We start from the raw sequence: 21,378 nt of genomic DNA, 5'->3' as shown, positions 1-21,378 counted from the left end.
ATGGCTAACTACACCGCCGCGGACGTCAAGAAGCTCCGCGACCTGACCGGTGCCGGCATGATGGACTGCAAGAAGGCGCTCGAGGAGTCCGAGGGCGACTTCGACAAGGCCGTCGAGTTCCTGCGCATCAAGGGTGCGAAGGACGTCGGCAAGCGGGCCGGGCGCACCGCCGCCAACGGCATCGTGAGCCACTTCGAGAAGGCGCTGCTCGAGCTCAACTGCGAGACCGACTTCGTCGCCAAGACCCCCGACTTCGTCGCCCTCGGCCAGCAGCTCGTCGAGCTCGGCGCGAGCATCAACGCCGCCGACGCCGCCGCGCTGTCGGTGGCCACGCTGCCCGACGGCAAGTCGGTGGCGGACACGATCCAGGAGTACTCGGCCAAGATCGGCGAGAAGATCGTCCTGAACCGCTTCGTCAACCTCGACGGCAACGTCGCGGTCTACCTGCACCGCAAGGCGCAGGACCTGCCGCCGCAGGTCGGCATCCTCGTGCAGTACGAGGGCAAGACCGACGAGGCCGCCGACGCGGACGCCCGGGGCATCGGCATGCAGATCGCCGCCATGCGCCCGCGCTTCCTCACCCGCGAGGAGGTGCCGGCCGAGGTCGTCGACTCCGAGCGCCGCATCGCCGAGGAGACCGCCAAGGAGGAGGGCAAGCCCGAGAAGGCGCTGCCCAAGATCGTCGAGGGCCGGGTGAACTCCTTCTTCAAGGACTTCGTCCTCCTCGAGCAGGCTTCGGTCGTCGACAACAAGAAGACCGTGAAGCAGATCGCCGACGAGGCCGGGCTGACCATCACCCGGTTCGTCCGGTTCGAGGTCGGCCAGGAGTAAGAAGCCGCCAGAAGTAGGCATGGGAGGTCGGGAACGCGATTCTGCGCCCGGCCTCCCCGTCACATAAGGTCTCTGCTGGGCTATGAAGGGAAGGCGGGTCTCATGACGATGGTGACCGAGCAGGAATCTCCGGTTGACGATCCAGCTCCGCCGTCCTTGCGGCCCCGCCGGGTCGTGCTGAAGCTCTCGGGCGAGGTGTTCGGCGGCGGCGCGGTCGGCGTCGACCCCGACGTCGTCCAGGGCATCGCCCGGCAGATCGCCACCGTCATCCGCCGCGGCATCCAGGTCGCCGTCGTGGTCGGCGGCGGGAACTTCTTCCGCGGCGCCGAGCTGCAGAAACGCGGCATGGACCGCAACCGCGCCGACTACATGGGCATGCTCGGCACCGTGATGAACGCGCTCGCCCTGCAGGACTTCCTGGAGAAGGAGGGCATCGAGACGCGGGTGCAGACCGCGATCACGATGGCCCAGGTCGCCGAGCCGTACATCCCGCTGCGGGCGATCCGTCACCTCGAGAAGGGGCGCGCCGTCATCTTCGGCGCCGGCGCCGGCATGCCGTACTTCTCCACCGACACCGTCACCGCCCAGCGCGCGCTCGAGATCCACGCGGACATCGTGCTGATGAGCAAGAACGGCGTCGACGGCGTCTACTCGGCCGACCCGCGGGTCGACCCGACGGCCCAGAAGCTCGAGGCCGCCACCTTCCAGGAGATCATCCAGCGCGGGCTGCGCGTCGCCGACCAGGCCGCGTTCAGCCTCTGCGAGGAGAACAAGCTTCCGATGCTGGTCTTCGGCGCCGAGGGTGATGACACGATCGTCCGTGCCGTCAGCGGCGACAAGATCGGCACCCTGATCACCGCCTGAGCCCCGCAATCCCCGCACACCGAGCACAGCAAGGAGGCGAGAAGAGCCGGTGATCGACGAAACCCTCTTCGAGGCCGAAGAGAAGATGGAGAGCGCGGTCGAGCACGCCAAGGAGGAGTTCGCCGCGATCCGCACCGGGCGGGCCACCCCGGCGATGTTCTCCAAGATCGTGGTGGACTACTACGGTGCGCCCACTCCGGTGACGCAGATGGCCTCGGTCGGCGTCCCGGAGCCGCGCATGGTCATCGTCAAGCCGTACGACGCCAGCCAGCTCGGCCCGATCGAGCGGGCGATCCGCGACTCGGACCTCGGGGTGAACCCGAACAACGAGGGCACCCAGCTGCGGATCCACCTGCCGCAGATGACCGAGGAGCGGCGCCGCGAGATGATCAAGGTCGCGCGCAGCAAGGCGGAGGAGGGCCGGGTGGCCATCCGTAACGTCCGCCGCAAGGCCAAGGAGCAGCTGGACAAGCTGGTCAAGGACGGTGACTCGGGCGAGGACGAGGTCCGCCGCGCCGAGAAGGAGCTCGACGACACCACGCACCGCTACGTGTCCGTGGTCGACGAGCTCGTCAAGCACAAGGAAGCCGAGTTGCTCGAGGTCTGATGTCATACCTCGATCCGCGGGCCGGCGAGACCTCCGGCGACGACACGAGCGTGCCGGCGTCATACGGCTATGCGGATTTCCGCCCGCAGCACTTGGGTGAAGTGCCGCCCGTGGAGAAAGAAGAGACGCCCGAGCCCGCCAAGCGCGGGCCCGGGCGCCGTCGCGCAAGCGGAAAAACCGGCAAGTCCGACAAATCGGGGAAGTCGCGCGCGGGTCGCAACCTTCCCGCCGCCATCGCGGTCGGGGTCGGCCTGATCCTGGTGGTGCTCGGCTCCCTGTTCGTCTGGTGGCCGGCCTTCCTCGGGCTGATCGCGGTGGCGGCCGGCCTCGGCGTCTGGGAGATGACCCGGGCGATCCGGAAGACCGGCGCCGAGCCGCCGCTGATCCCGCTGCTGGCCGGGACGTTGCTGATGATCGGCCTGGCGTACCACGACGGTCCCGACTCGCTCCTCGTCGCCCTGGCCGTGACCATCGTGGCCGCCGTGGTGTGGCGCCTGGCCGACGGGCTCAAGTCGATCAAGCGGGACTTCACCGCGACACTGATGATCGCGGTGTACGTGCCGTTCCTGCTCAGCTTCGCGATCCTGCTCCAGCAGCCGGACCCGGCCGGCGACGGCCGGTACCGCATTCTCTGCACGCTGCTGGCAATCGTGCTCTCCGACACCGGGGGCTACGCGGCCGGCGTCTTCCTCGGCAAGCACAAGATGGCGCCGTCGATCAGCCCCGGCAAGACCTGGGAGGGGTTCGCCGGCTCGATCTGCGCGTCGGCCATCGGCAGCGCCCTGCTGCTGTACTTCCTGCTCGACATCCCGTCGTACTGGGGCCTGCTCTTCGGCGCGGTGATCTCGGTGGTGGCGGTGGCCGGCGACCTGGCCGAGTCGATGCTCAAGCGCGACCTCGGCATCAAGGACATGAGCAACCTGCTGCCCGGGCACGGCGGAATCATGGACCGGCTCGACTCGATCGTGTTCGCCGTGCCCACGGCGTACCTCCTGTTCGCTCTGATCGCTCACCAGCTATGAGGGAGCTAGCCGCGCGGCGTGGGAGACTGGATACGCCATGACGATTCTTCCGGTCATCCCGACCAGCCCCGATCAGCCCGACGCGGTCGCCACGCGCCGTCGCCCGGCCATGCCTCCGCGGCACCTCGCCGACCTCGACCTCGCGGCCCGCAAGGCGGCCGTGACCACCCTCGGCGAGCCGGCGTTCCGCGCCAAGCAGCTCTCGACGCACTACTTCGGCCGCCTGGTCCGCGATATCGACGCGATGACCGATCTGCCCGCCGCCTCGCGCGAGCGGCTGACCGGCGACCTGCTGCCCACGCTGCTGACCCCGGTGCGCGAGCTGGCCTGCGACGACGGCGCCACCCGCAAGACGCTGTGGCGGCTGCACGACGGCGCGCTGGTCGAGAGCGTGCTGATGGGCTATCCCGACCGGGTGACCGCCTGCATCTCGAGCCAGGCCGGCTGCGGCATGGCCTGCCCGTTCTGCGCCACCGGCCAGCAGGGCCTCACCCGTAACCTCTCGATCGCCGAGATCGTCGACCAGGTGGTCTATCTGGCCGGCGTGGCGGCGAGCGGCGCGGTCACCGGCTCACCGCCGCGGCTGTCCCGGGTCGTCTTCATGGGCATGGGCGAGCCGCTGGCCAACTACCCCCGGGTCATCGAGGCCGTGCGCCGGCTCACCGCACCCGCTCCCGAGGGTCTGGGACTTTCGCAACGGCACATAACCGTCTCGACCGTGGGTCTCGTGCCCGCAATGCGCCGGTTGATCGCGGAAGAGCTGTCCGTGACCCTTGCGCTGTCCCTGCATGCCCCCGATGATGATCTGCGCGATGAGCTAGTGCCCGTCAACCAGCGTTGGAAGGTGGCCGAGGTGCTCGATGCCGCGTTCGACTACGCGGCGCAGACCGGACGCCGGGTCTCGATCGAGTACGCCCTGATCAGGGACGTAAACGACCAGCCCTGGCGTGCCGATCTGCTCGGCAAGCTTCTGCACGGCAAGCTGGCGCATGTGAATCTGATCCCGCTGAACCCGACTCCGGGCAGCAAGTGGGATGCCAGTCCCAAACCGGTCGAGCGCGAGTTCGTGCGCCGCCTGCGCGAGGCAGGTGTGGCGACGACGGTCCGCGACACCCGGGGACGGGAGATCGACGGAGCGTGCGGCCAGCTGGCCGCGGGTGAGCTCACGGAGGCGGGCGCTGGGGGCGCCGCTGACGCGGAGGTGGCACAGTGACTGGGCGCAGGTCCCAGCGAGCGGAGTGGGAGACGTTGTGACGAGTCAGGGGCAGCGTTTCCGGCGGCGTGCGCTGCGGCGCGGCTACAAGGTCGACGAGGTCGACAGCTTCCTCGACCGGGTCGAGGCGACCCTGGCCGGCGAGTCGGTCGGCCCGCCGGTCGGCGCCCAGGAGGTGCACGACGTCGTCTTCCGGGTGCGCTTCGGCGGCTACGACGAGTGGCAGGTCGACCTGCACCTCGACCGGGTGGAGCGGCAGCTGGCCGAGCTCGAGGACCGTGGCGGCCGGCCCCCGGCGCCGGACCCGATGCGTGACTCCCTGCGTGGCGGCCTCAGCACGACCACCGGCGGCGGCCTCGCCGGCCGGGGCGCGGCCGGGATGGCCGGCGCCGGCATGGGCGGCCCCGGCGGCGGCATGGGCGGCCCGCGCGGCGACATGACCGGTGGCGGCATGACCGGTGGCGGCATGACCGGTGGCGGCATGACCGGCGGTGGGATGACCGGCAGTGGCATGACGGGTGCCGGGATGACCGGCGGCGGCATGGCCGGCCGGATGGCCCCGCCGACCGAGCGCCTCCCCGCCCCGATCCGCGAGGACCGGATGCAGCCCCAGCAGATGCCGCCCCGCGGTCCGATCTCCGGTGGTGGCGGCGACCCGTACGGCCGCGGCTACGACGAGCCCACGTCGTACGGGCAGCAGCCCTCGCAGCAGCAGCTTCCGCAGCGCCAGGGCCCGCCCCCGGGCTACGACCCGAGCGGCTACGACACCGGCGGCTTCGACGGCTTCGAGGCCGGGCGGCACGGCAAGGCCGACATGACCGCCGAGATCCGCATGCCGCAGCGCGACTCGGATCCGCGCGGCGGCTACGGCGAGCCCGACCCCCGTGGCGGTTACGGCGAGCCCGACCCGCGCGGTGGCTACGGCGGCGCGCCGATGAGCGGCCCGCCGATGTCCGGCGGCGGCGGTTACGGCGCCCAGCCGCAGCTGCCCCCGCCGATAGGCGAGCCCGGCGGCGAGCTCTACCGCGTCGACCAGCTGCGCCGCACGTTCCAGGTGCGCCGCTTCGGCAGCGGCTACGACCCGATGCAGGTCGACCGCCTCTTCGAGGGCATCCTGCAGGCGATGACCGGTCGTGGCCCGATGCCGGTGCCGGAGAACGAGCTCGACATGCTGCAGTTCGGGCTGGTCCCGGGTGGCTACTTCGAGGCCGAGGTCGACGCCGCCCTGCGCGAGGTCAAGGACATCCTGCTGAGACACCGATGAGAAAAGGCCCGCTGCGAAGCGGGCCTTTTTCGTATCCGGTGACTGACCGATGACTACTGGTCGTTCGGCTTGAGCCCGTTCCGCCGCAGCACGACGTCGATGATGACGGCGGCGATCAGGCCGACGGCGAAGACGACGAGGTAGATGTTCTCGGTGTTGCCCTCGTGGTTGCCCCAGAAGAACATGAGCATGATCACCGCAGTGCCGAGCGCCCCGAGTCGCGCCAGCTTCCGGTTGCCCGGCTTGAGCTGGTCGGGAGCGTAGACCGGGTCTTGTTCCGCAGACACGCCGAATGTCCTTCCTCGCAGGCGATCCCAGTACGGTCAAGTCTCGCACGACCGGGTACCTTCGATGCCGTCAGGACCCAAGGTGGAGGAGGAGACCAGTGCGGATCACGGGCACCGGCCATGCCAGCATGCGGATCGACACGTCCGCCGGCAGCATTCTGTGCGACCCGTGGGTCAACCCCGCCTATTTCGCCTCGTGGTTCCCGTTCCCCGACAACTCCCTGCTCGACTGGGAGACGCTCGGCGACGTCGACTACCTCTACGTCTCCCACCTGCACCGCGACCACTTCGACGCGGCCCACCTGTCGCGGTTCGTCAGCAAGAAGGCGACCGTGCTGCTCCCGGAGTACCCCACCTCACAGCTCGAGGACGAGCTGCGCGAGCTCGGCTTCACCAAGTTCCTGAAGACGCGGTCGAACGAGGTGCACGAGCTCGACGGCGGCCTGAAGATCATGATCCAGGCCCTGATCAGCCCCACCGACGGCCCGATCGGCGACTCCTCGCTGTGGGTCGAGCACGAGGGCGTCCGCCTGCTCAACCAGAACGACGCGCGCCCCACTGACCTCACCACGTTCGCCGAGCTCGGCCACGTGCACGGGCACATGCTGCAGTTCTCCGGCGCGATCTGGTATCCGATGGTCTACGAGCTGCCGGAGAGTGCCAAGACCGCGTTCGGCAAGCAGAAGCGGGATCGGCAGTTCGACCGTACGTGGCGCTATATCGATGATCTGAAGGCCGACCACGTCTTCCCGATCGCCGGCCCGCCCTGCTTCCTCGACGACGACCTGTGGAAGTTCAACGACATCTTCGGCGACGAGGGCAACATCTTCCCCGATCAGTCGGTCTTCATGCGGGAGTACGCCGCCGTCGGTGGAAATAACGGGATTGTTCTTCTTCCGGGGTCAATAACCGAATTGTCGGAGTCGGGCGCCACGACGACGCACCCGGTCGACGTCGACGAGTTCTTCGCCAACAAGATGCAGCACCTCGAGGAGATGCGCTCCCGCAAGGCCCCGATCATCGCGGCCGAGAAGGCGTCCTGGCGCCACCCCGAGATCGACGTGCTGGGTGAGCTCAAGAAGCGCATCGAGCCCCTGCTCGAAGAGTCGATCTACATGGCGCAGGGCGTCGGCGGCCCGGTCCGCTTCGACTTCACCGACACCGACGGCCCGACCGGCAACATCATCGAGTCCATCGTCGTCGACTTCCCCGGCAAGCAGGTCCGCCCCTACGCCGACGAGAAGGTCCGCTACCGCTTCAAGACCGGCCGCGCCCTGGTCGAGCACCTGATCCACCTCGACGAGGGCGACTGGGTCAACAGCCTGTTCCTCTCCTGCCGCTTCTCCGCCGCCCGCATCGGCCAGTACAACGAGTTCGTCTACGCGTTCTTCAAGTGCCTCAGCGAGGAGCGCCTGCAATACGCCGAGGGCTGGTACGACGAGCACGAGAAGGCGGTCGAGGCCGAGGACACGCACCTGGGCGACTGGACCGTCCAGCGCCGCTGCCCCCACCTCAAGGCCGACCTGAGCCGTTTCGGCATCGTCGAGGGCAACACGCTCACCTGCCAGCTGCACGGCTGGAAGTTCGACCTCCCGAGCGGCCGCTGCCTGACCAGCGTGGGCCACAAGATCCGCGCGGAGAAGACCAACCCCTAGATCAAATTCATCATGTCGTGCCCGGGTGGTGGGTACAGACCGTCGCTCCCGCCGGGACCCGGCCGGGCCGAGCAGGGCGCCGGCGCGCCCAAACCGCTCACCCCACCCGGGCGACGTGCGTGAGTGGTCACGCTGACCCCCACTTCCTCGGCGGCCGCACCCGCACGCTGCGGCCGAGCCCGCGCGTGTCCAGCCGCGTCCGCTCCCGTCGGTTCCCGTCGGCCGAGCCCGCGCGTGTCCAGCCGCGTCCGCTCCCGTCGGTTCCCGTCGGCCGAGCCCGCGCGTGTCCAGCCGCGTCCGCTCCAGTCGGTTCCCGCCGGCCGAGCCCGCTCATCGTGTCGGCCGGAGTTCTCTCGGGTCGCCCGATCTTGCCCGCGCCGATTGAGTTCGCTTGCGCCCGCCGCTCTCTCCCCCGCGTCGTTGAGCTAGCCCGCGTCCGCCGAGCGCTCGCGCCGTTGAGTTTGCCCGCGTCCGCTAAGCGCTCGCGCCGTTGAGTCTGCGCGCCTCATTCGCAGCCCCCGCCGTGCCCTGTTTAGATCGTTTTGTCGACCGCCCGGGCCAGATCTTGTAGAAATCCTGCGCCCAGCACGCACGAACTCTTCATCGCTTACTTCGGCGCGCCCGACCGTCCGGCACGTCTGTGCCGAAATGCCGAGGCCGACCGACATGCCGCCGGCCTCGGGGTGGGGCAGCGACGAAGTCATCGGCCTGTGCACGGCGCGCAGGAAATGTCGTACCCGACCCGTAGCGTCGGCCCACCCAATTGGGGCGGGGGAGGGGGCGGGTCGGGCGGTTCAGGGGGCCCAGGGAAGGCGGCGACGGTTGAACGCGCGCGAGCGGCTCCCATCTTGACGGGGCGATGGTGATGAATGGTGCCGCGTCAATCGTGATCGGCCCGCGACGGCGATGAACGCACCCGCGCGTCCGTCATGTCCGGCGGGGAGCCCGCCATGAACGCTGCCGTCACCGCGGCAAGCGACGACCGCCAAGCAGAACGCGAGCGGCCGCCATCCTGCGGGACCGCGGCTATGACCCGAGCGTGACCCTCATCGGGGAGACGCCGGGAAGGAACGGGAACGCGGCCGCTGCCCCGCGCGGAGCAGCGGCCGCGAAGCCGGTGTCGGGCTGACTACTTACCCAGGTCGGCGAGGATTCGCTTGGCCACGTTGTGCCCGGCGGCGCCGATCACCGAGCCCGCCGGGTGGGTGCCGGCGGAGCCTGCGTACAACCCGTCTACGCCGGTGAAGTACGGCATTCGCTCGTTGAAGGCGACCGTGTTGTCGACGTGGTGGATGTGGCCGCCGGTGATGCCGAAGTGCTTCTCGATTCCGGGCGGGGTCAGCGGCATCATGTCGGCCACCAGGTCGGACGTGCCGGGCGCGTAGCGGTCGCAGATCGCCAGCAGCTGCTGGACGTAGCCGGGGAGTGCCTCGTCCCAGGTGGTGCCGGTCAGCTCGTAGGGGACCGACTGCACGAACAGGGCCGACGAGTGGTGGCCGGCCTCGTCCTGCAGGGACGGGTCGACCGTGGTGTGCACGTACCACTCGATGGTGGGCTCGGCCGGGAGCCGGCCGGCCTGGACCTCGGCCCACATGGCGCGCAGGGCCGCCATGGGGGACTCGCGGTCGCCCGCGCCGGCCAGGCCGGCGGAACCGGGCAGCAGGTGGATCGTCGAGCCGAACGGGGACGCCGCGCCGGGCGGCAGGCAGGAGAAGCGTGGCAGGTCGCGCAGCGCGAGGTTGAGCTTCAGCGTGGTGCCGGGGCGCTTGACCGCCGCCATGCGCGTCGTGAGCTCGGCCGGAAGGACGCCGGAAGGGACCAGGCTCATCAGCTCGTACGGGTCACAGGCCCCGAGGACGACGCGGGCCGACAGCGTGCGGCCGTCGGCCAGCACGACGCCGCCGGCCGCGCCCCCGTCCATGGTCACGGCGGTGACCTCGGCGTCGGTGAACAGCTGAGCGCCGGCCGCGCGGGCCGCCTCGGCGAACGTGCGGGAGACCGTGCCCATGCCGCCCTGGGCGATCATCCACGTGCCGTCGGCGCCGGGCAGGCGGCACATGTTGTGCACCAGGAAGTTGTGGCCGGTGCCGGGGTCGTCGGGGCCGGCGTTCAGCCCGGAGAGGCCGTCGGTCACCGCGTACATGCTCATCAGCAGTTCGCTCTTGAAGCCGAACCGGGCCAGATAGTCGGCGACCGAGCCGCGCACCAGGTCGATGAACGTGCTCTGGAGCTGGGGGCGGATGTGCCGGTCGGCGATCTCCTCGACCGTGCCGGGCTCCTCGAGCCAGGCCGGCGCCAGGTCGGCTCGCAGCGCCGCGATCTCCACGGCCATCTGCTCGTCGGCGGCGATGTCGCGAGGGGAGAAGAAGCGCTCGAGCTGGGCGCGGGTGGCGGCCTGGTCGCGGCCGAAGAGAAGGTACGGCGAACCGGCCGGCCCGGGGGTGGGCAGGAAATAGTGCGGATCGCGGCGCAGGACCGGGATGTCGACGTCGAGCGTGCGCAGCAGCTCGGGCGGCATCAGGCCCAACAGGTAGGAGCCGGTGGACTGGCCGAGGCCGGGGACCTTGGCGAACGGCCGCTCGGTGCGGGTCGCCCCGCCCAGCACGCTCGCGGACTCGAGCACGACGACGTCGAGCCCGGCCCGTGCCAGCAGAATCGCGGAGACGAGACCGTTGTGACCGGCGCCGACAATCACGACGTCGGTGCGGGCGGGGATGGGGGTCATGACGTGCGAGCGTAGCGCGCGGAAATGAGTGTCCGCTTCAGCGTTTCGTACGCGAATTCCAGCGCAGATTCACTAAGGAACCGTGCTCGGACCAGTAGCGCGTCGCGGCGTAGCCGGCCAGCAGGATCACGTGCAACAGGTACAGCCACAGCCCCACCGCCACCACGCCGCCGATCTGGTCGAAGCCGCCGAACGGAGCGCCCAGGTCGAGCGGCAGCGAGCAGAACAGCACGAAGCCGTGCAGGAAGCCGGACAGGTTGGCGGCCGTGAAGGAGCCGATCACGATCGCCGGGAGCCAGGCGGGGCGGCCGGGCGCCACGTACCGGTAGACCCAGATGACCACCGGCGTGAGCAGCAACCAGCAGGCCAGGAACGACAGGACCACGCCGAGGATCGCGTGCCACCCGCCGCGTACCCACAGGGAACTTGTCACCGGAAGCGCGAGGAACATCGCCAGCAGCAACGCCGGCGCCGCGGCCAGGGCCGGCAACCAGAGCAACCGGCCCTTCCAGCCCACCGCGGTGTCCTTGATCTCCGGCTCGCGCAGCGAGACGAAGGCCCGCCGCAGGCCTTCGCCGTAGAACGTCGCCGGCAGCAGGCTGGCCAGCGCGAAGACCGGCGTCAGACGCAGGCCCGCGTCGATCAGGGCGGCCAGGGCGTGCGGCGCGCCGATCTCCGACGGCAGCGCCGCGATCGTGTGGCCGGTCAGCCGCCGGACCCGGTCCGCGCCCGCCACCCGGCCGGTCACCCAGATCGCCAGCAGCGCGATCGGCACCACCGCGATCCCACCGTAGAAGGTGACCGCGGCCGCGCGCAGTGCCACGTCCCGACCTCGAAGCGAACGAAACAGCGACCGAAACAGCTCCACCGGTTCCCTATACCCAGAACGCGTCCGGGAAGATTGGCGCCATGCGCGACCTCGTTCTGCTCGGCTCGACCGGTTCCATCGGCACCCAGGCCATCGACATCGTCCGGCGCAACCCCGACCGCTTCCGGGTGGTCGCCCTCGGCGCCGGCGGCGGGAACGTCGAGCTGCTCGCCGCCCAGGCGCTCGAGCTCGGCGCCGAGGTGGTCGGCGTGGCGAGGGCCAGCGTCGTCCAGGACCTCCAGCTCGCCTTCTACGCCGAGGCGCAGAAGCGGGGGTACGCCACCGGCGGCTTCCGCATTCCCAAGATCGTGGCGGGGCCGGACGCGATGACCGAGCTCGCCCGCGTGCCGTGCGACGTGGTGCTCAACGGGGTGGTCGGCAGCCTGGGCCTGGCACCGACGCTGGCCGCACTCGAGTCCGGCCGGATCCTCGCGCTGGCGAACAAGGAGTCGCTGGTGGCCGGCGGGCCGCTGGTCCACCGGATCGCCAAGCCGGGGCAGATCGTCCCGGTCGACTCCGAGCACTCGGCGCTGGCCCAGTGCCTGCGCGGCGGCGCCGCGGCCGAGGTGACGAAGCTCATCCTGACCGCGAGCGGAGGCGCCTTCCGCGGCCGGCGGCGGGAGGAGCTGACCAGCGTCACGGTCGACGACGCGCTGAAGCACCCGACCTGGGACATGGGCCCGGTCGTCACGATCAACACGGCCACCATGGTCAACAAGGGGCTCGAGGTGATCGAGGCGCACGAGCTCTTCGGCGTCGCGTACGACGACATCGAGGTCATGGTCCACCCGCAGTCGGTGATCCACTCGATGGTCGAGTTCGCCGACGGCTCGACGTTGGCCCAGGCCAGCCCGCCCGACATGCGCCTGCCGATCGCGCTCGCGCTGGGCTGGCCGGACCGCATCCGGGGCGCGGCGAGCGCGGTGAACTGGCGCGAGGCCCACAACTGGGAGCTGCGCCCGCTCGACGAGGAGGCGTTCCCGGCCGTACGCCTGGCGAAGGAAGCGGGCCGGACCGGTCGCTGCCGCCCGGCCATCTACAACGCCGCCAACGAAGAGTGTGTGGCCGCGTTCGTCGCCGGTCGGCTACCTTTTCTGGGCATCGTCGACACTCTGGAGCGGGTTCTCGCATCGGCTCCGGAGTTTGCCGAGCCGGGTACCGTCGAGGAAGTGCTAGCCGCGGAGGCGTGGGCCCGTGCCCAGGCACAGCAGATGATCGCTGAAGGAGCCTGATGCTTTACTGGCTGGGAGTGGCCGGTTTCGCGCTTACCATTCTGATCTCCGTGAGCCTGCACGAGGCGGGCCACATGATCACCGCCAAGCGCTTCGGCATGAAGGTCACCCGGTACTTCGTCGGCTTCGGCCCGACGATCTTCTCGTTCCGCCGCGGCGAGACCGAGTACGGCCTCAAGGCCATCCCGCTCGGCGGCTTCTGCAAGATCGTCGGCATGACGCCGCAGGACGACGACGTCGAGCCGGCCGACCAGCCGCGGGCGATGTGGCGGTTCCCGGTCTGGAAGCGGACGATCGTGATGTCCGCCGGCTCGATCACCCACTTCCTGCTCGCGCTGGCCGCGGCCTGGGTGGTGGCGTTCACGCTCGGCCTGCCCAACACGCATTACCCGACGACGAACGCAGACGAGGCCAAGCAGAAGCCGTACGTGACGGTCTCGGACTGCACCTGGGTCAGCATCCCGGCGACCGCCCAGACCTGCACCGTCGGCCAGGACGGCGGCGTGGCCGGTCCGGCGTACGCGGCCGGCATCCGCAACGGCGACCTGATCACCAAGGTCGGCACCACTCCGATCGCCACCTACGGCGACCTCACCAACGCCATCCGGGCGACACCGCCGGGCAAGGTCACCTTCGAGTACGTGCGGGACGGCGTCACCAAGACCGCCGAGGTCGACCTGATCACCGCCGACCGCAAGCCGCTCACCGACGACAGCGCCCCGGTCGCCAAGGTCTCGGTGGCCGCGCTCGGCTGGGACGACGTCGGAGTCCCGACCACGATCAAGTACAACGTGGGGTCGGCGGTGCCGGCCACCTTCGGCTATGGCTGGTTCATCGTCGAGAACACGTTCAAGTCGCTCGGCCGCATCCCGGAGAAGGTGCCCGCCCTCTGGCACTCGCTGACCGGCAGCGAGCGCGACCCGGACACCCCGATCAGCGTGGTCGGCGCGAGCCGGCTCGGCGGCGAGGCGATCGAGCACGGCGTGCCCGAGCTGTTCCTCAACATCTTCATCACGCTGAACGTCTTCATCGGCATCTTCAACCTGCTGCCGCTGCTGCCGCTGGACGGCGGGCACATCGCGATCGCCTGGTTCGAACGGGTCCGCTCGTGGCTCTATGCTCGGCTGCGCCGGCCCGACCCGGGTCGCGTCGACTACTACAAGCTCATGCCGATCACGTACGCGGTGATTCTGATCGGTGGCGCGTTCACCCTGCTGACCGTCACCGCCGATATCGTCAACCCGATCCAGATCTTCAACAGGTGATGCGAAAGTGACCGCTGTCAGTCTCGGTATGCCGGCCGTGCCCCCGCCGCCGCTCGCGCCCCGGCGGCACAGCCGCCAGATCATGGTGGGCAACGTGCCGGTCGGCGGCGGCGCGCCGATCAGCGTGCAGTCGATGACGACCACCCTCACCTCCGACGTGAACGCGACGCTTCAGCAGATCGCCGAGCTCACCGCCTCCGGCTGCCAGATCGTCCGGGTCGCCGTGCCGTCGCAGGACGACGTCGAGGCCCTGCCCGCGATCGCCAAGAAGTCGCAGATCCCGGTGATCGCCGACATCCACTTCCAGCCCAAGTACGTGTTCGCGGCGATCGACGCCGGCTGCGCGGCGGTCCGGGTCAACCCGGGCAACATCCGCCAGTTCGACGACAAGGTCAAGGAGATCGCCAAGGCGGCCTCCGACGCCGGCATCCCGATCCGTATCGGCGTCAACGCGGGCAGCCTGGACAAGCGCCTGCTCGAGAAGTACGGCAAGGCCACGGCCGAGGCCCTGGTCGAGTCGGCGCTCTGGGAGTGCTCGCTGTTCGAGGAGCACGGCTTCCGCGACATCAAGATCTCGGTGAAGCACAACGACCCGGTTGTCATGATCCGGGCGTACCGGCAGCTCGCCGAGCAGTGTGACTACCCGCTGCACCTCGGCGTCACCGAGGCCGGCCCGGCGTTCCAGGGCACGATCAAGAGCTCGGTCGCCTTCGGCGCGCTGCTGGCCGAGGGCATCGGCGACACGATCCGGGTGTCGCTGTCGGCCCCGCCGGTCGAGGAGATCAAGGTCGGCAACGCGATCCTCGAGTCGCTGGGCCTGCGCGAGCGCGGGCTCGAGATCGTCTCCTGTCCGTCCTGCGGCCGTGCCCAGGTCGACGTCTACACGCTGGCCGAGCAGGTCACCGCCGCGCTCGACGGCTTCCCGGTGCCGCTGCGGGTGGCGGTCATGGGCTGCGTCGTGAACGGTCCCGGCGAGGCTCGCGAGGCCGACCTCGGCGTCGCCTCCGGCAACGGCAAGGGCCAGATCTTCGTGAAGGGCCAGGTCATCAAGACCGTCCCCGAGTCGATCATTGTGGAGACCCTGGTCGAGGAGGCCCTGCGGCTGGCCGACGAGATGGGCGCCGACCTGCCCGACGAGCTGCGCGAGCTGCTTCCCGGCCCGCAGGTGACCGTGCACTGACGCTGCGTAACCGCGGGCGCAACTTCACGAAATACGCCTGGACGACCGGGGGTCCATCAGGGCCTCCGGCGTCGGCCAGGCGGCCGGCGGCGGGCCGCCGATCCACATGTACTCCAGGCGGTCGATCACGCCGTCGTGCCCGAACAGGAAGATCGCGTCGCCGTCGGTGCCGGCCACCCGCGCGTCGGCGATCAGCTCGAGCCCGTCCGCGTCGTCCCGGAAGTCGACGGTCGGGCACCCGCAGGAACAGCCGCCGACGACCCGCAGATCGGGTATCTGCGGCAGCAGCCAGTCGGCCGCCGGACGATGCAGGTTGAGCAGGGTCGTGACGATCGCTTGCTCATCCTGGTGCAGAAGTCGCCCGGTCTCCGTCGTCATGCCGACAGGGTGACAGAGCTGTGCGACTCCTCTTCGTAATCGTTTCGTTCTCTGGCACGCTGGCGTGATGCGATCAAGGGCGAGCGGCATGTGGTGGGGCGCGGCGATCGAGTCTCCGGACCCGGGCGCGCTGGCGCGGTTCTACTCGGAGCTGCTCGACTGGCCGATCGGCCACGAGGAGCCGGGCACCGCGATCGTGGCGGTGCCGGGCGGGGCGAGCTTCCTGGTCTTCCAACAGGCCGAGGGCTACGAGCCGCCGGTCTGGCCGCCGGTGCCGGGCTCGCAGCGGCCGATGACGCACTTCGACTTCCAGGTTGGCGACCTCGAGTCGGCGGTGGCCGAGGCGGTCGCGCTCGGCGCGACGGTGGCCGCGCATCAGCCACAGGACAACGTGCGAGTGCTCTTCGACCCGGCGGGCCACCCGTTCTGCCTGGTCCGCGACGACGGCTGATCGGGCGTCAGAACAGGACGGTCGCGAACGAGCCGGCCGACACGAAGCCGCACCGGGCGTAGACCCGCCGCGCCGGGGTGTTGTAGTCGTTCACGTAGAGGCTCACCGTCGGGGACACCCGGCGCAGGGCGTCCCGCACGACCGCGGCCATCGCCGGCGCGGCCAGGCCCCGCCCGCGGAACTCGGGGTCGACCCACACGCCCTGGACCTGCGTCGTGCGGCGGGTGACGATCGCCAGCTCGGCCTTGAAGATGACCCGGTCGCCGATGAAGCGGGCGTACGCGCGCTTGCCCTTGACCAGCTCCGCGATCCGCCGCCGGTAGCCGCGGCCGCCGTCGTCGAGCAGCGGGGAGACGCCGACCTCCTCGGAGTACATCGCGACCGCCGCCGGGAACAGCTGGTCGACCTCGCTCGGGCGGACCAGCCGCACGTCGGGGTCGGGGGTGATCTCGGGATCCCGGTCGGCCACCAGCAGCGGCTGGTTCGGCCGCACGTCACGGGCGCGGCCCCAATATCCGCCGAGGCGGTCCCAGAGGTCGAGCACCTGGTCGGACCGGCCGATGATCGAGGAGCAGATGCGGGCCTCGCTGCCGAGCATGTCGGCGAAGGCGGCGGTGGCCGTGGGTGTCGTGCCGACCGGGACCAGGTGGGCGCCCGACCAGATGATCGACTCGACCCGGCGGCCGGCGCCGTAGCCGAAGATGCGGCCGTCGGAACGCCACCAGTTCAGGCCGTGGGCGGCGACCCGCTCCGCGATCTGTGCGCCCGCGTAGGGATCGCGGTCGAGGATCCGCTCGACCGTTGCGCGCTCGGACTCCCCGAGCTGGCGAATGGGCACCGTCAGCACAGGTATCACATTGCCAGATCGGGAGCGGCTGACACGCGCCGCAACCGCCTCTCTTCGAGAAACCCTTGCGCCCGATGCATTGCCGATATATCGTCAAACTATCGACGACAGATTGGAGATAGTCATGAGATTCACCACTGAGGGTCACCCCTTCCACGGCGGGCGTCGCATGCGCGGCGGTTTCGGTCCCGGCTTCCCGTTCGGCGGTCACGAGTTCGGCCCCGGCGGCTGGGGCCCGGGCGGTCCATTCGGTCCCGGCGGCCCGCGAGGGCAACGCCGCGGAGGCCGCGGCAGCCGTCTCAACGTGCGGCCCGCGGTGCTCGCGCTGCTGCTCGAGCGGCCGATGCACGGCTACGAGATGATCCAGGAGCTCGACTCCCGCACCAACGGCATCTGGCGGCCGAGCCCCGGCTCGGTCTACCCGACCCTCCAGCTCCTGGAGGACGAAGGGCTCATCGAGGCCGAGGCGGAGGGTGGCCGCAAGAGCTACCACCTCACCGACGCCGGCCGGGCCGAGGCCGAGACCGCGGCGCAGAACCCGCCGTGGGCCTCGATCGGCGACGACACGATGTCGCAGGTGCAGGATTTCCGCGACGCGGCGGTCGGCATCATGAGCGCGCTCAAGCAGGTCGGCTTCAGCGGCACGCCGGAGCAGCGGCAGAAGGCGCTCGAGGTGCTCAACGAGACCAAGCGCAAGCTCTACGCGATCCTGGCCGACAGCGAGTAAGGCAACGCGTGACCACCAGGTAAGGCGAAAGGCGCATCCCACGGGGGTGCGCCTTTCGCCGTCTCAGCGGCCCAGCGCGGTCAGCGTGTCCAGCGTGAACGGCGCCGGCGTGGGGAGCAGGGCCATCACCGGAACGGTCACCCCGGCGGCCGCGTAAGCCGCGACCTTCGCCCGGCACTCGGCCGGCGAACCGTGCACGATCAGATCGTCGACCACCTGGTCCGGGATGGCGGCCAGCGCGCCCTTGCGGTCGCCCGCGGCCCAGGCCTGCCACATCGGCGTCAGCGTCTCCTCGCGGCCGAGCCAGCGGTGGAACGCGGCGTAGGCAGGGACGGTCAGGTAGGCGGCGATCAGGCGGCGGCCGACCGAGCGGGCGTACGCGGCGTCGTCCGTCGGGCAGACGAAGATGCGCGCCGCGACCTCGAAGCCGGCGCCGGCGGCCTTGGTCTCGGCGAGCGCGGTCCCGACGTCGCCGGGGGAGAGCCAGTTCAGGATCACGCCGTCGGCCTCGGCGGCGGCCAGCCGGAGCATGCCCGGGCGCAGTGCGGCCAGCAGCACCTGCGGCGCGGTCGCGGGCGGGCGCTCGAGGCGGAACCGGCGCAGCGCGAACGTGCCGAAGTCGTGGTCGACCGTCTCGCCGGCGAGCGCGCTCTTCAGGAACCGGAGCATGTCGCGGCTGCGGGCGTACGGCTCGGAGAAGTCCACGGCGTTCCAGTCGCCGACCACGACCGGTGACGACGCGCCGATGCCGAGCTGGAAACGGCCCGGCGCGGCCTCGGCGAGAGCGGCCGCACTCATCGCGAGCAGGCCCGGGCCCCGGGTGAAGACCGGCGTGATGGCGGTGCCGAGGCGCATCGACGGGGTCCAGGCGGCGGCCATCGCGAGCGGCGTGAAGGCGTCGGTGCCGGCCACCTCGGACGACCACAGATCGGTGAAGCCGGCCTCGGCCAGCGCCTCGTAGACGGCCTTGTGGTCGGCCAGCGGCACGCCACCGAGCGGAACGGTCATGCCCCATCGCATCGACATGCGCTTGATCCTGCCCGTCGCGGCCAGTGAGGTCCACCACCGCCGGTGTGGAATACGCCCCTTCCCGGGTATGTTTTTAGACTGACTGGTCAGTTTAAAAAGGAGTGTCATCATGCCGGTGCTCACCGCTCGCGGTGCGGGGGTCCGCCAGCGACGCCGCTGGCTCTTCCGCGATCTCGACGTGACGATCGAGCCGGGCGAGCTGGTCGCGGTGGCCGGTGCGCCCGGCAGTGGCCGCACTACGACGCTGCTTGCGCTGGCGCGGCGGTTCCGGCTCTCGTCCGGAACGGTGACGGTCGATGGGCGGCCGGCGCTGGGCTACGTGCCCGGGGTGTCCGACGTCGAGCCGGTCTTCACCGTCACCGAGCACATCCGCGAGCGACTGGCTCTGCTCGGGCGCGACCGTCGCGAGGCGCGCGACGTCGACCTCCGAGGCCTCGACCCCAAGGTTCAAGGGCGCGACCTTTCCCCGTACGCGAAACAGGTCCTGGGCCTGGTTCTGGCGATGCTCGAGGAGCCGGCCGTGATCGCGCTCGACGGTCTCGACGCCGGTCTCGACGCGCGGGAGCAGGCCGAGCTGCTGGCCATGCTGACCGAGATCGCGGCCGGGGGAACGGCGGTGCTGCTCACGGTCCGCGAGATCGACCCCGCCGCCGTCACGACGGTGATCCGCCTGGGCGCCGACGCGCCGGCGTCGCCGGGCGAGACAGAGGTGTCCGAAGAGGACGGCAGCGACGAGGAGTCGGAATGATGAGAAAGATGACCGGAATGTCGACATTGACCCTGGCCGGGATGGAGCTCAAGCGCTTCATGCGGAGCCGGCTGACGGCGGCGGCCCTGGCCGTGCTGGCCGTCGTGCCGTTGCTGTACGGCGCGCTGTACCTGTATGCGTTCTGGGACCCCTACGGGCGGCTCAACCACATCCCGGCGGCGCTCGTCGTCGAGGACCGGGCGGCCACCGCCACCGACGGCACCAGGGTGCACGCCGGGCAGGATCTCGCCGACGAGCTCATCCGGCGGCAGGTCTTCGACTGGCACGTCACCGACGAGCGGGCCGCCGAGCAGGGGCTGGAGAGCGGCAGGTACCAGATTCTGCTGCGCATCCCGAGCGACTTCTCGGCCGACCTGGTCACCGCGCCCGACGACGCGGCGGCGCCGGAGAAGGGGCAGCTGCGGGCGGTCAGCGACGACGCCACCAACTATCTCAGCGGTGTCTTCGCCCGGACCGCGTTCGACGAGGTGCGGTCGGCCGCGGCGAGCAGCGCCTCGGCCGGCTACTACGACAAGATGCTGATCGGGTTCACCGACCTCAAGGCCCAGACCCAGAAGGCGGCCGACGGCGCCGCCACGCTGGACGAGAAGATCGGCGAGGCGAAGGGCGGCGCGGGGCGGCTCGCGGGCGGGATCGACGACGCGCACGCCGGCGCCGGGCAGCTCGCGAGCGGGCTGGGCACGGCCGGTCAGGGCGCGAGCGACCTGGTCGACGGGCTGACCCGGCTGAACGCCGGCGCCGAGCAGCTGGCGACCGGGACCGCGCAGGCGGCGGCCGGCGGCAAGCAGCTGGCGACCGCCGTCGACGGCGCGGCCGACAAGGTCGTGCCCGTGCTGCGGGACAACGCCCAGTCCATTGCCGACGCGGCCGGACTCGTGGCCCGGGGCGCGGACACGCTCGCGGCCAACATCGGGGCCATCGACACCGCCGCCGATCAGGCCGTGCACGACGCCAAGGAGCTCCAGGACTACCTGAACGGGCTGCCGGCCGACACGCCGGGGCTGGCCGACGCCAAGGCCCTGGCCGCCCGGCTGGTCACCGCGGCCGAGAAGGTGCGGCACACCGTGGACGCGGCCGATCTCGCCCACCTGCGGGCCCAGCTGAAGCAGGTCGCCGCCACCGCGCGGGAGGTCGCCAAGGCGGCACCGCATCTGGCCGACGACGTCGAAGCGGCCCGGGCCAAGGTCGACCAGCTCAGCGCCGGGCTCAACCAGCTCGCGACCGGCGCGCAGCGGCTCGAGACCGGCACGGCGCAGGCCAAGGACGGTGCTCAGGCCCTGCAGGGCGGCATCTTCCGGCTGGCGACCGGTGCCCGGCAGCTCGACGGCGGGCTCGCCACGCTCTCCGCCGGCGGCCACCGGCTGGCCGACGGGCTCGGGCAGATCGAGGGCGGCGCCAACCAGCTGGCCACCAAGCTGGCCGACGGCGCCGGGCAGATCCCGAGCTACGGCGACGACCCCTCGCATCGGGCGGACATCCTGGCCGACCCGGTGGGCCTCGACCGTACGGTGCGGCACCCGGCCGGAACCTACGGCGTCGGCTTCGCGCCTTACTTCCTCGCCCTCGCGCTCTGGGTCGGCGCGATGATCACCTACATGGTGCTGCGCCCGCTCAACCGCCGGTACCTGATGTCCGGCGCGCCCGCCTACCGGGTCGCGCTCGCCGGTCTGCTGCCCGCGGTCGCGGTCGGCCTCACCCAGGCCACGCTGCTGTTTGTGGTGGTGCGCTTCGGGCTCGGCCTCGCGCCGGTGCATCCGCTGCTCACCTGGGGGCTGCTGATGCTCACGGCGGCGTCCTTCGCGGCGGTCATGCAGCTGATCGGGGCCGCGCTCGGGGCGCCCGGGCGGATCGTGGCACTGGCGCTGCTCATGCTCCAGCTGACCTCCTCCGGCGGCACCTATCCGGTGCAGACCACGCCGGGGTTCTTCCAGGCGATCCACCCGCTGCTGCCGATGACGTACGTGGTGGAGGCCGCGCGCCACGCCATCGACGGCGGCGCCTCGGGACCGGTCTGGCTCGGGGTCGCGGCGCTCCTCGCGTACGCGATCGGGTCCTTGATCTTGACCATGGTCGTCGCCCACCGGGGCCGGCGCCTCACCTCGTCGGCGCTGCACCCCGAGCTGGCGATCTGAGATGTGATGGACTGGAGGCGTGACGGAGGAAC

Annotated in this window: 20 protein-coding genes; 14 read left to right on the top strand and 6 right to left on the bottom strand. The window is 70.6% G+C overall.

The window, feature by feature from the left end; translation table 11 throughout:
• From tsf to ACQP2F_RS39685, 6 genes are all read left to right on the top strand, one after another.
• A complete protein-coding gene (gene tsf, locus ACQP2F_RS39710) occupies positions 1-831 on the top strand; it encodes a translation elongation factor Ts (protein ID WP_433296937.1) in 831 nt (276 codons plus the stop codon).
• A 102-nt stretch (positions 832-933) separates the two neighbouring features.
• Complete coding sequence (gene pyrH / locus ACQP2F_RS39705) at positions 934-1,695, top strand: UMP kinase (RefSeq protein ID WP_433296935.1); 762 nt, start codon at positions 934-936, stop codon at positions 1,693-1,695.
• A 49-nt stretch (positions 1,696-1,744) separates the two neighbouring features.
• Positions 1,745-2,302: a ribosome recycling factor gene (gene frr / locus ACQP2F_RS39700; RefSeq protein ID WP_433296933.1), complete on the top strand. Its 558-nt coding sequence runs from the start codon at positions 1,745-1,747 to the stop codon at positions 2,300-2,302.
• Positions 2,302-3,324, top strand: coding sequence for a phosphatidate cytidylyltransferase (locus ACQP2F_RS39695; protein ID WP_433296931.1), 1,023 nt, complete (start codon positions 2,302-2,304; stop codon positions 3,322-3,324). The genes frr and ACQP2F_RS39695 overlap by 1 nt, the downstream gene beginning before the upstream one ends.
• A 37-nt stretch (positions 3,325-3,361) precedes the next feature.
• Positions 3,362-4,537, top strand: coding sequence for a 23S rRNA (adenine(2503)-C(2))-methyltransferase RlmN (gene rlmN, locus ACQP2F_RS39690; protein ID WP_433296929.1), 1,176 nt, complete (start codon positions 3,362-3,364; stop codon positions 4,535-4,537).
• Positions 4,538-4,574: 37 nt separating this feature from the next.
• Positions 4,575-5,801: a DivIVA domain-containing protein gene (locus ACQP2F_RS39685; RefSeq protein WP_433296927.1), complete on the top strand. Its 1,227-nt coding sequence runs from the start codon at positions 4,575-4,577 to the stop codon at positions 5,799-5,801.
• A 53-nt stretch (positions 5,802-5,854) separates the two neighbouring features.
• Here the strand turns inward: ACQP2F_RS39685 and ACQP2F_RS39680 are convergent, their stop codons facing one another.
• Positions 5,855-6,088 carry a DUF2631 domain-containing protein gene (locus tag ACQP2F_RS39680; RefSeq protein WP_433296924.1) on the bottom strand — a complete coding sequence of 78 codons (234 nt, stop codon included), beginning with the start codon at positions 6,086-6,088 and terminating at the stop codon, positions 5,855-5,857.
• Positions 6,089-6,186: 98 nt separating this feature from the next.
• Between ACQP2F_RS39680 and ACQP2F_RS39675 the strand changes: the two genes are divergently transcribed.
• Positions 6,187-7,743: a Rieske 2Fe-2S domain-containing protein gene (locus ACQP2F_RS39675; RefSeq protein WP_433296921.1), complete on the top strand. Its 1,557-nt coding sequence runs from the start codon at positions 6,187-6,189 to the stop codon at positions 7,741-7,743.
• A 1,129-nt stretch (positions 7,744-8,872) separates the two neighbouring features.
• Here the strand turns inward: ACQP2F_RS39675 and ACQP2F_RS39670 are convergent.
• Both ACQP2F_RS39670 and ACQP2F_RS39665 read right to left on the bottom strand, forming a co-directional pair.
• Positions 8,873-10,468, bottom strand: a complete 1,596-nt coding sequence (locus tag ACQP2F_RS39670; RefSeq protein ID WP_433296919.1) for a phytoene desaturase family protein — start codon at positions 10,466-10,468, stop codon at positions 8,873-8,875.
• 37 nt (positions 10,469-10,505) lie between these two features.
• Positions 10,506-11,291: a YhjD/YihY/BrkB family envelope integrity protein gene (locus tag ACQP2F_RS39665; protein ID WP_433296917.1), complete on the bottom strand. Its 786-nt coding sequence runs from the start codon at positions 11,289-11,291 to the stop codon at positions 10,506-10,508.
• A gap of 86 nt (positions 11,292-11,377) precedes the next feature.
• On the opposite strand from ACQP2F_RS39665, the gene dxr reads away from it, so the two are divergent.
• Genes dxr through ispG form a run of 3 tightly spaced genes read left to right on the top strand, consistent with a single transcriptional unit; the run spans position 11,378 to position 15,013 of the window.
• Positions 11,378-12,568, top strand: coding sequence for a 1-deoxy-D-xylulose-5-phosphate reductoisomerase (dxr, locus tag ACQP2F_RS39660; protein WP_433296915.1), 1,191 nt, complete (start codon positions 11,378-11,380; stop codon positions 12,566-12,568).
• The gene (locus ACQP2F_RS39655; protein ID WP_433296913.1) at positions 12,568-13,833 is read left to right on the top strand and encodes a M50 family metallopeptidase; all 1,266 of its coding nucleotides are present in this window, start codon (positions 12,568-12,570) and stop codon (positions 13,831-13,833) included. Before dxr ends, ACQP2F_RS39655 begins: the two co-directional genes overlap by 1 nt.
• A gap of 7 nt (positions 13,834-13,840) precedes the next feature.
• Positions 13,841-15,013: a flavodoxin-dependent (E)-4-hydroxy-3-methylbut-2-enyl-diphosphate synthase gene (gene ispG / locus ACQP2F_RS39650; protein WP_433296911.1), complete on the top strand. Its 1,173-nt coding sequence runs from the start codon at positions 13,841-13,843 to the stop codon at positions 15,011-15,013.
• A 24-nt stretch (positions 15,014-15,037) separates the two neighbouring features.
• Here the strand turns inward: ispG and ACQP2F_RS39645 are convergent, their stop codons facing one another.
• Positions 15,038-15,391, bottom strand: coding sequence for a hypothetical protein (locus tag ACQP2F_RS39645; protein WP_433296909.1), 354 nt, complete (start codon positions 15,389-15,391; stop codon positions 15,038-15,040).
• A gap of 67 nt (positions 15,392-15,458) precedes the next feature.
• On the opposite strand from ACQP2F_RS39645, the gene ACQP2F_RS39640 reads away from it, so the two are divergent.
• A complete protein-coding gene (locus ACQP2F_RS39640; protein WP_433296907.1) occupies positions 15,459-15,842 on the top strand; it encodes a VOC family protein in 384 nt (127 codons plus the stop codon).
• A gap of 7 nt (positions 15,843-15,849) precedes the next feature.
• Here the strand turns inward: ACQP2F_RS39640 and ACQP2F_RS39635 are convergent, their stop codons facing one another.
• Positions 15,850-16,689, bottom strand: coding sequence for a GNAT family N-acetyltransferase (locus ACQP2F_RS39635; RefSeq protein ID WP_433296905.1), 840 nt, complete (start codon positions 16,687-16,689; stop codon positions 15,850-15,852).
• Positions 16,690-16,858: 169 nt separating this feature from the next.
• On the opposite strand from ACQP2F_RS39635, the gene ACQP2F_RS39630 reads away from it, so the two are divergent.
• Complete coding sequence (locus tag ACQP2F_RS39630; RefSeq protein ID WP_433307790.1) at positions 16,859-17,416, top strand: PadR family transcriptional regulator; 558 nt, start codon at positions 16,859-16,861, stop codon at positions 17,414-17,416.
• Between the two features lie 63 nt (positions 17,417-17,479).
• Here the strand turns inward: ACQP2F_RS39630 and ACQP2F_RS39625 are convergent, their stop codons facing one another.
• On the bottom strand, positions 17,480-18,442 hold the full coding sequence (locus ACQP2F_RS39625; protein ID WP_433296903.1) for an LLM class F420-dependent oxidoreductase: 963 nt from the start codon (positions 18,440-18,442) through the stop codon (positions 17,480-17,482).
• Positions 18,443-18,554: 112 nt separating this feature from the next.
• Here ACQP2F_RS39625 and ACQP2F_RS39620 point away from each other — a divergent pair, with 112 nt between their 5' ends.
• Together ACQP2F_RS39620 and ACQP2F_RS39615 are read left to right on the top strand one after the other, a co-directional pair.
• Positions 18,555-19,193, top strand: a complete 639-nt coding sequence (locus ACQP2F_RS39620; RefSeq protein WP_433296901.1) for an ABC transporter ATP-binding protein — start codon at positions 18,555-18,557, stop codon at positions 19,191-19,193.
• A gap of 17 nt (positions 19,194-19,210) precedes the next feature.
• The gene (locus ACQP2F_RS39615) at positions 19,211-21,346 is read left to right on the top strand and encodes a YhgE/Pip family protein (protein ID WP_433296899.1); all 2,136 of its coding nucleotides are present in this window, start codon (positions 19,211-19,213) and stop codon (positions 21,344-21,346) included.
• The last annotated feature ends 32 nt before the right edge of the window (positions 21,347-21,378 follow it).

This window comes from Actinoplanes sp. CA-030573 (genome assembly GCF_050951115.1).
In the GTDB taxonomy this organism is placed as follows: Bacteria; Actinomycetota; Actinomycetes; order Mycobacteriales; family Micromonosporaceae; genus Actinoplanes.
This window is presented reverse-complemented; position numbering and strand designations above follow the sequence as displayed.

Bases quoted from the DNA above. Each gene is read 5' to 3' on its own strand.
- tsf (WP_433296937.1), top strand. From the start codon at position 1: ATGGCTAACTACACCGCCGCGGACGTCAAGAAGCTCCGCGACCTGACC.
- pyrH (WP_433296935.1), top strand. From the start codon at position 934: ATGACGATGGTGACCGAGCAGGAATCTCCGGTTGACGATCCAGCTCCG.
- ACQP2F_RS39695 (WP_433296931.1), top strand. From the start codon at position 2,302: ATGTCATACCTCGATCCGCGGGCCGGCGAGACCTCCGGCGACGACACG.
- rlmN (WP_433296929.1), top strand. From the start codon at position 3,362: ATGACGATTCTTCCGGTCATCCCGACCAGCCCCGATCAGCCCGACGCG.
- ACQP2F_RS39670 (WP_433296919.1), bottom strand. From the start codon at position 10,468: ATGACCCCCATCCCCGCCCGCACCGACGTCGTGATTGTCGGCGCCGGT.
- dxr (WP_433296915.1), top strand. From the start codon at position 11,378: ATGCGCGACCTCGTTCTGCTCGGCTCGACCGGTTCCATCGGCACCCAG.
- ACQP2F_RS39655 (WP_433296913.1), top strand. From the start codon at position 12,568: ATGCTTTACTGGCTGGGAGTGGCCGGTTTCGCGCTTACCATTCTGATC.
- ACQP2F_RS39645 (WP_433296909.1), bottom strand. From the start codon at position 15,391: ATGACGACGGAGACCGGGCGACTTCTGCACCAGGATGAGCAAGCGATC.
- ACQP2F_RS39640 (WP_433296907.1), top strand. From the start codon at position 15,459: ATGCGATCAAGGGCGAGCGGCATGTGGTGGGGCGCGGCGATCGAGTCT.
- ACQP2F_RS39630 (WP_433307790.1), top strand. From the start codon at position 16,859: ATGCGCGGCGGTTTCGGTCCCGGCTTCCCGTTCGGCGGTCACGAGTTC.
- ACQP2F_RS39625 (WP_433296903.1), bottom strand. From the start codon at position 18,442: ATGTCGATGCGATGGGGCATGACCGTTCCGCTCGGTGGCGTGCCGCTG.
- ACQP2F_RS39620 (WP_433296901.1), top strand. From the start codon at position 18,555: ATGCCGGTGCTCACCGCTCGCGGTGCGGGGGTCCGCCAGCGACGCCGC.
- ACQP2F_RS39615 (WP_433296899.1), top strand. From the start codon at position 19,211: ATGTCGACATTGACCCTGGCCGGGATGGAGCTCAAGCGCTTCATGCGG.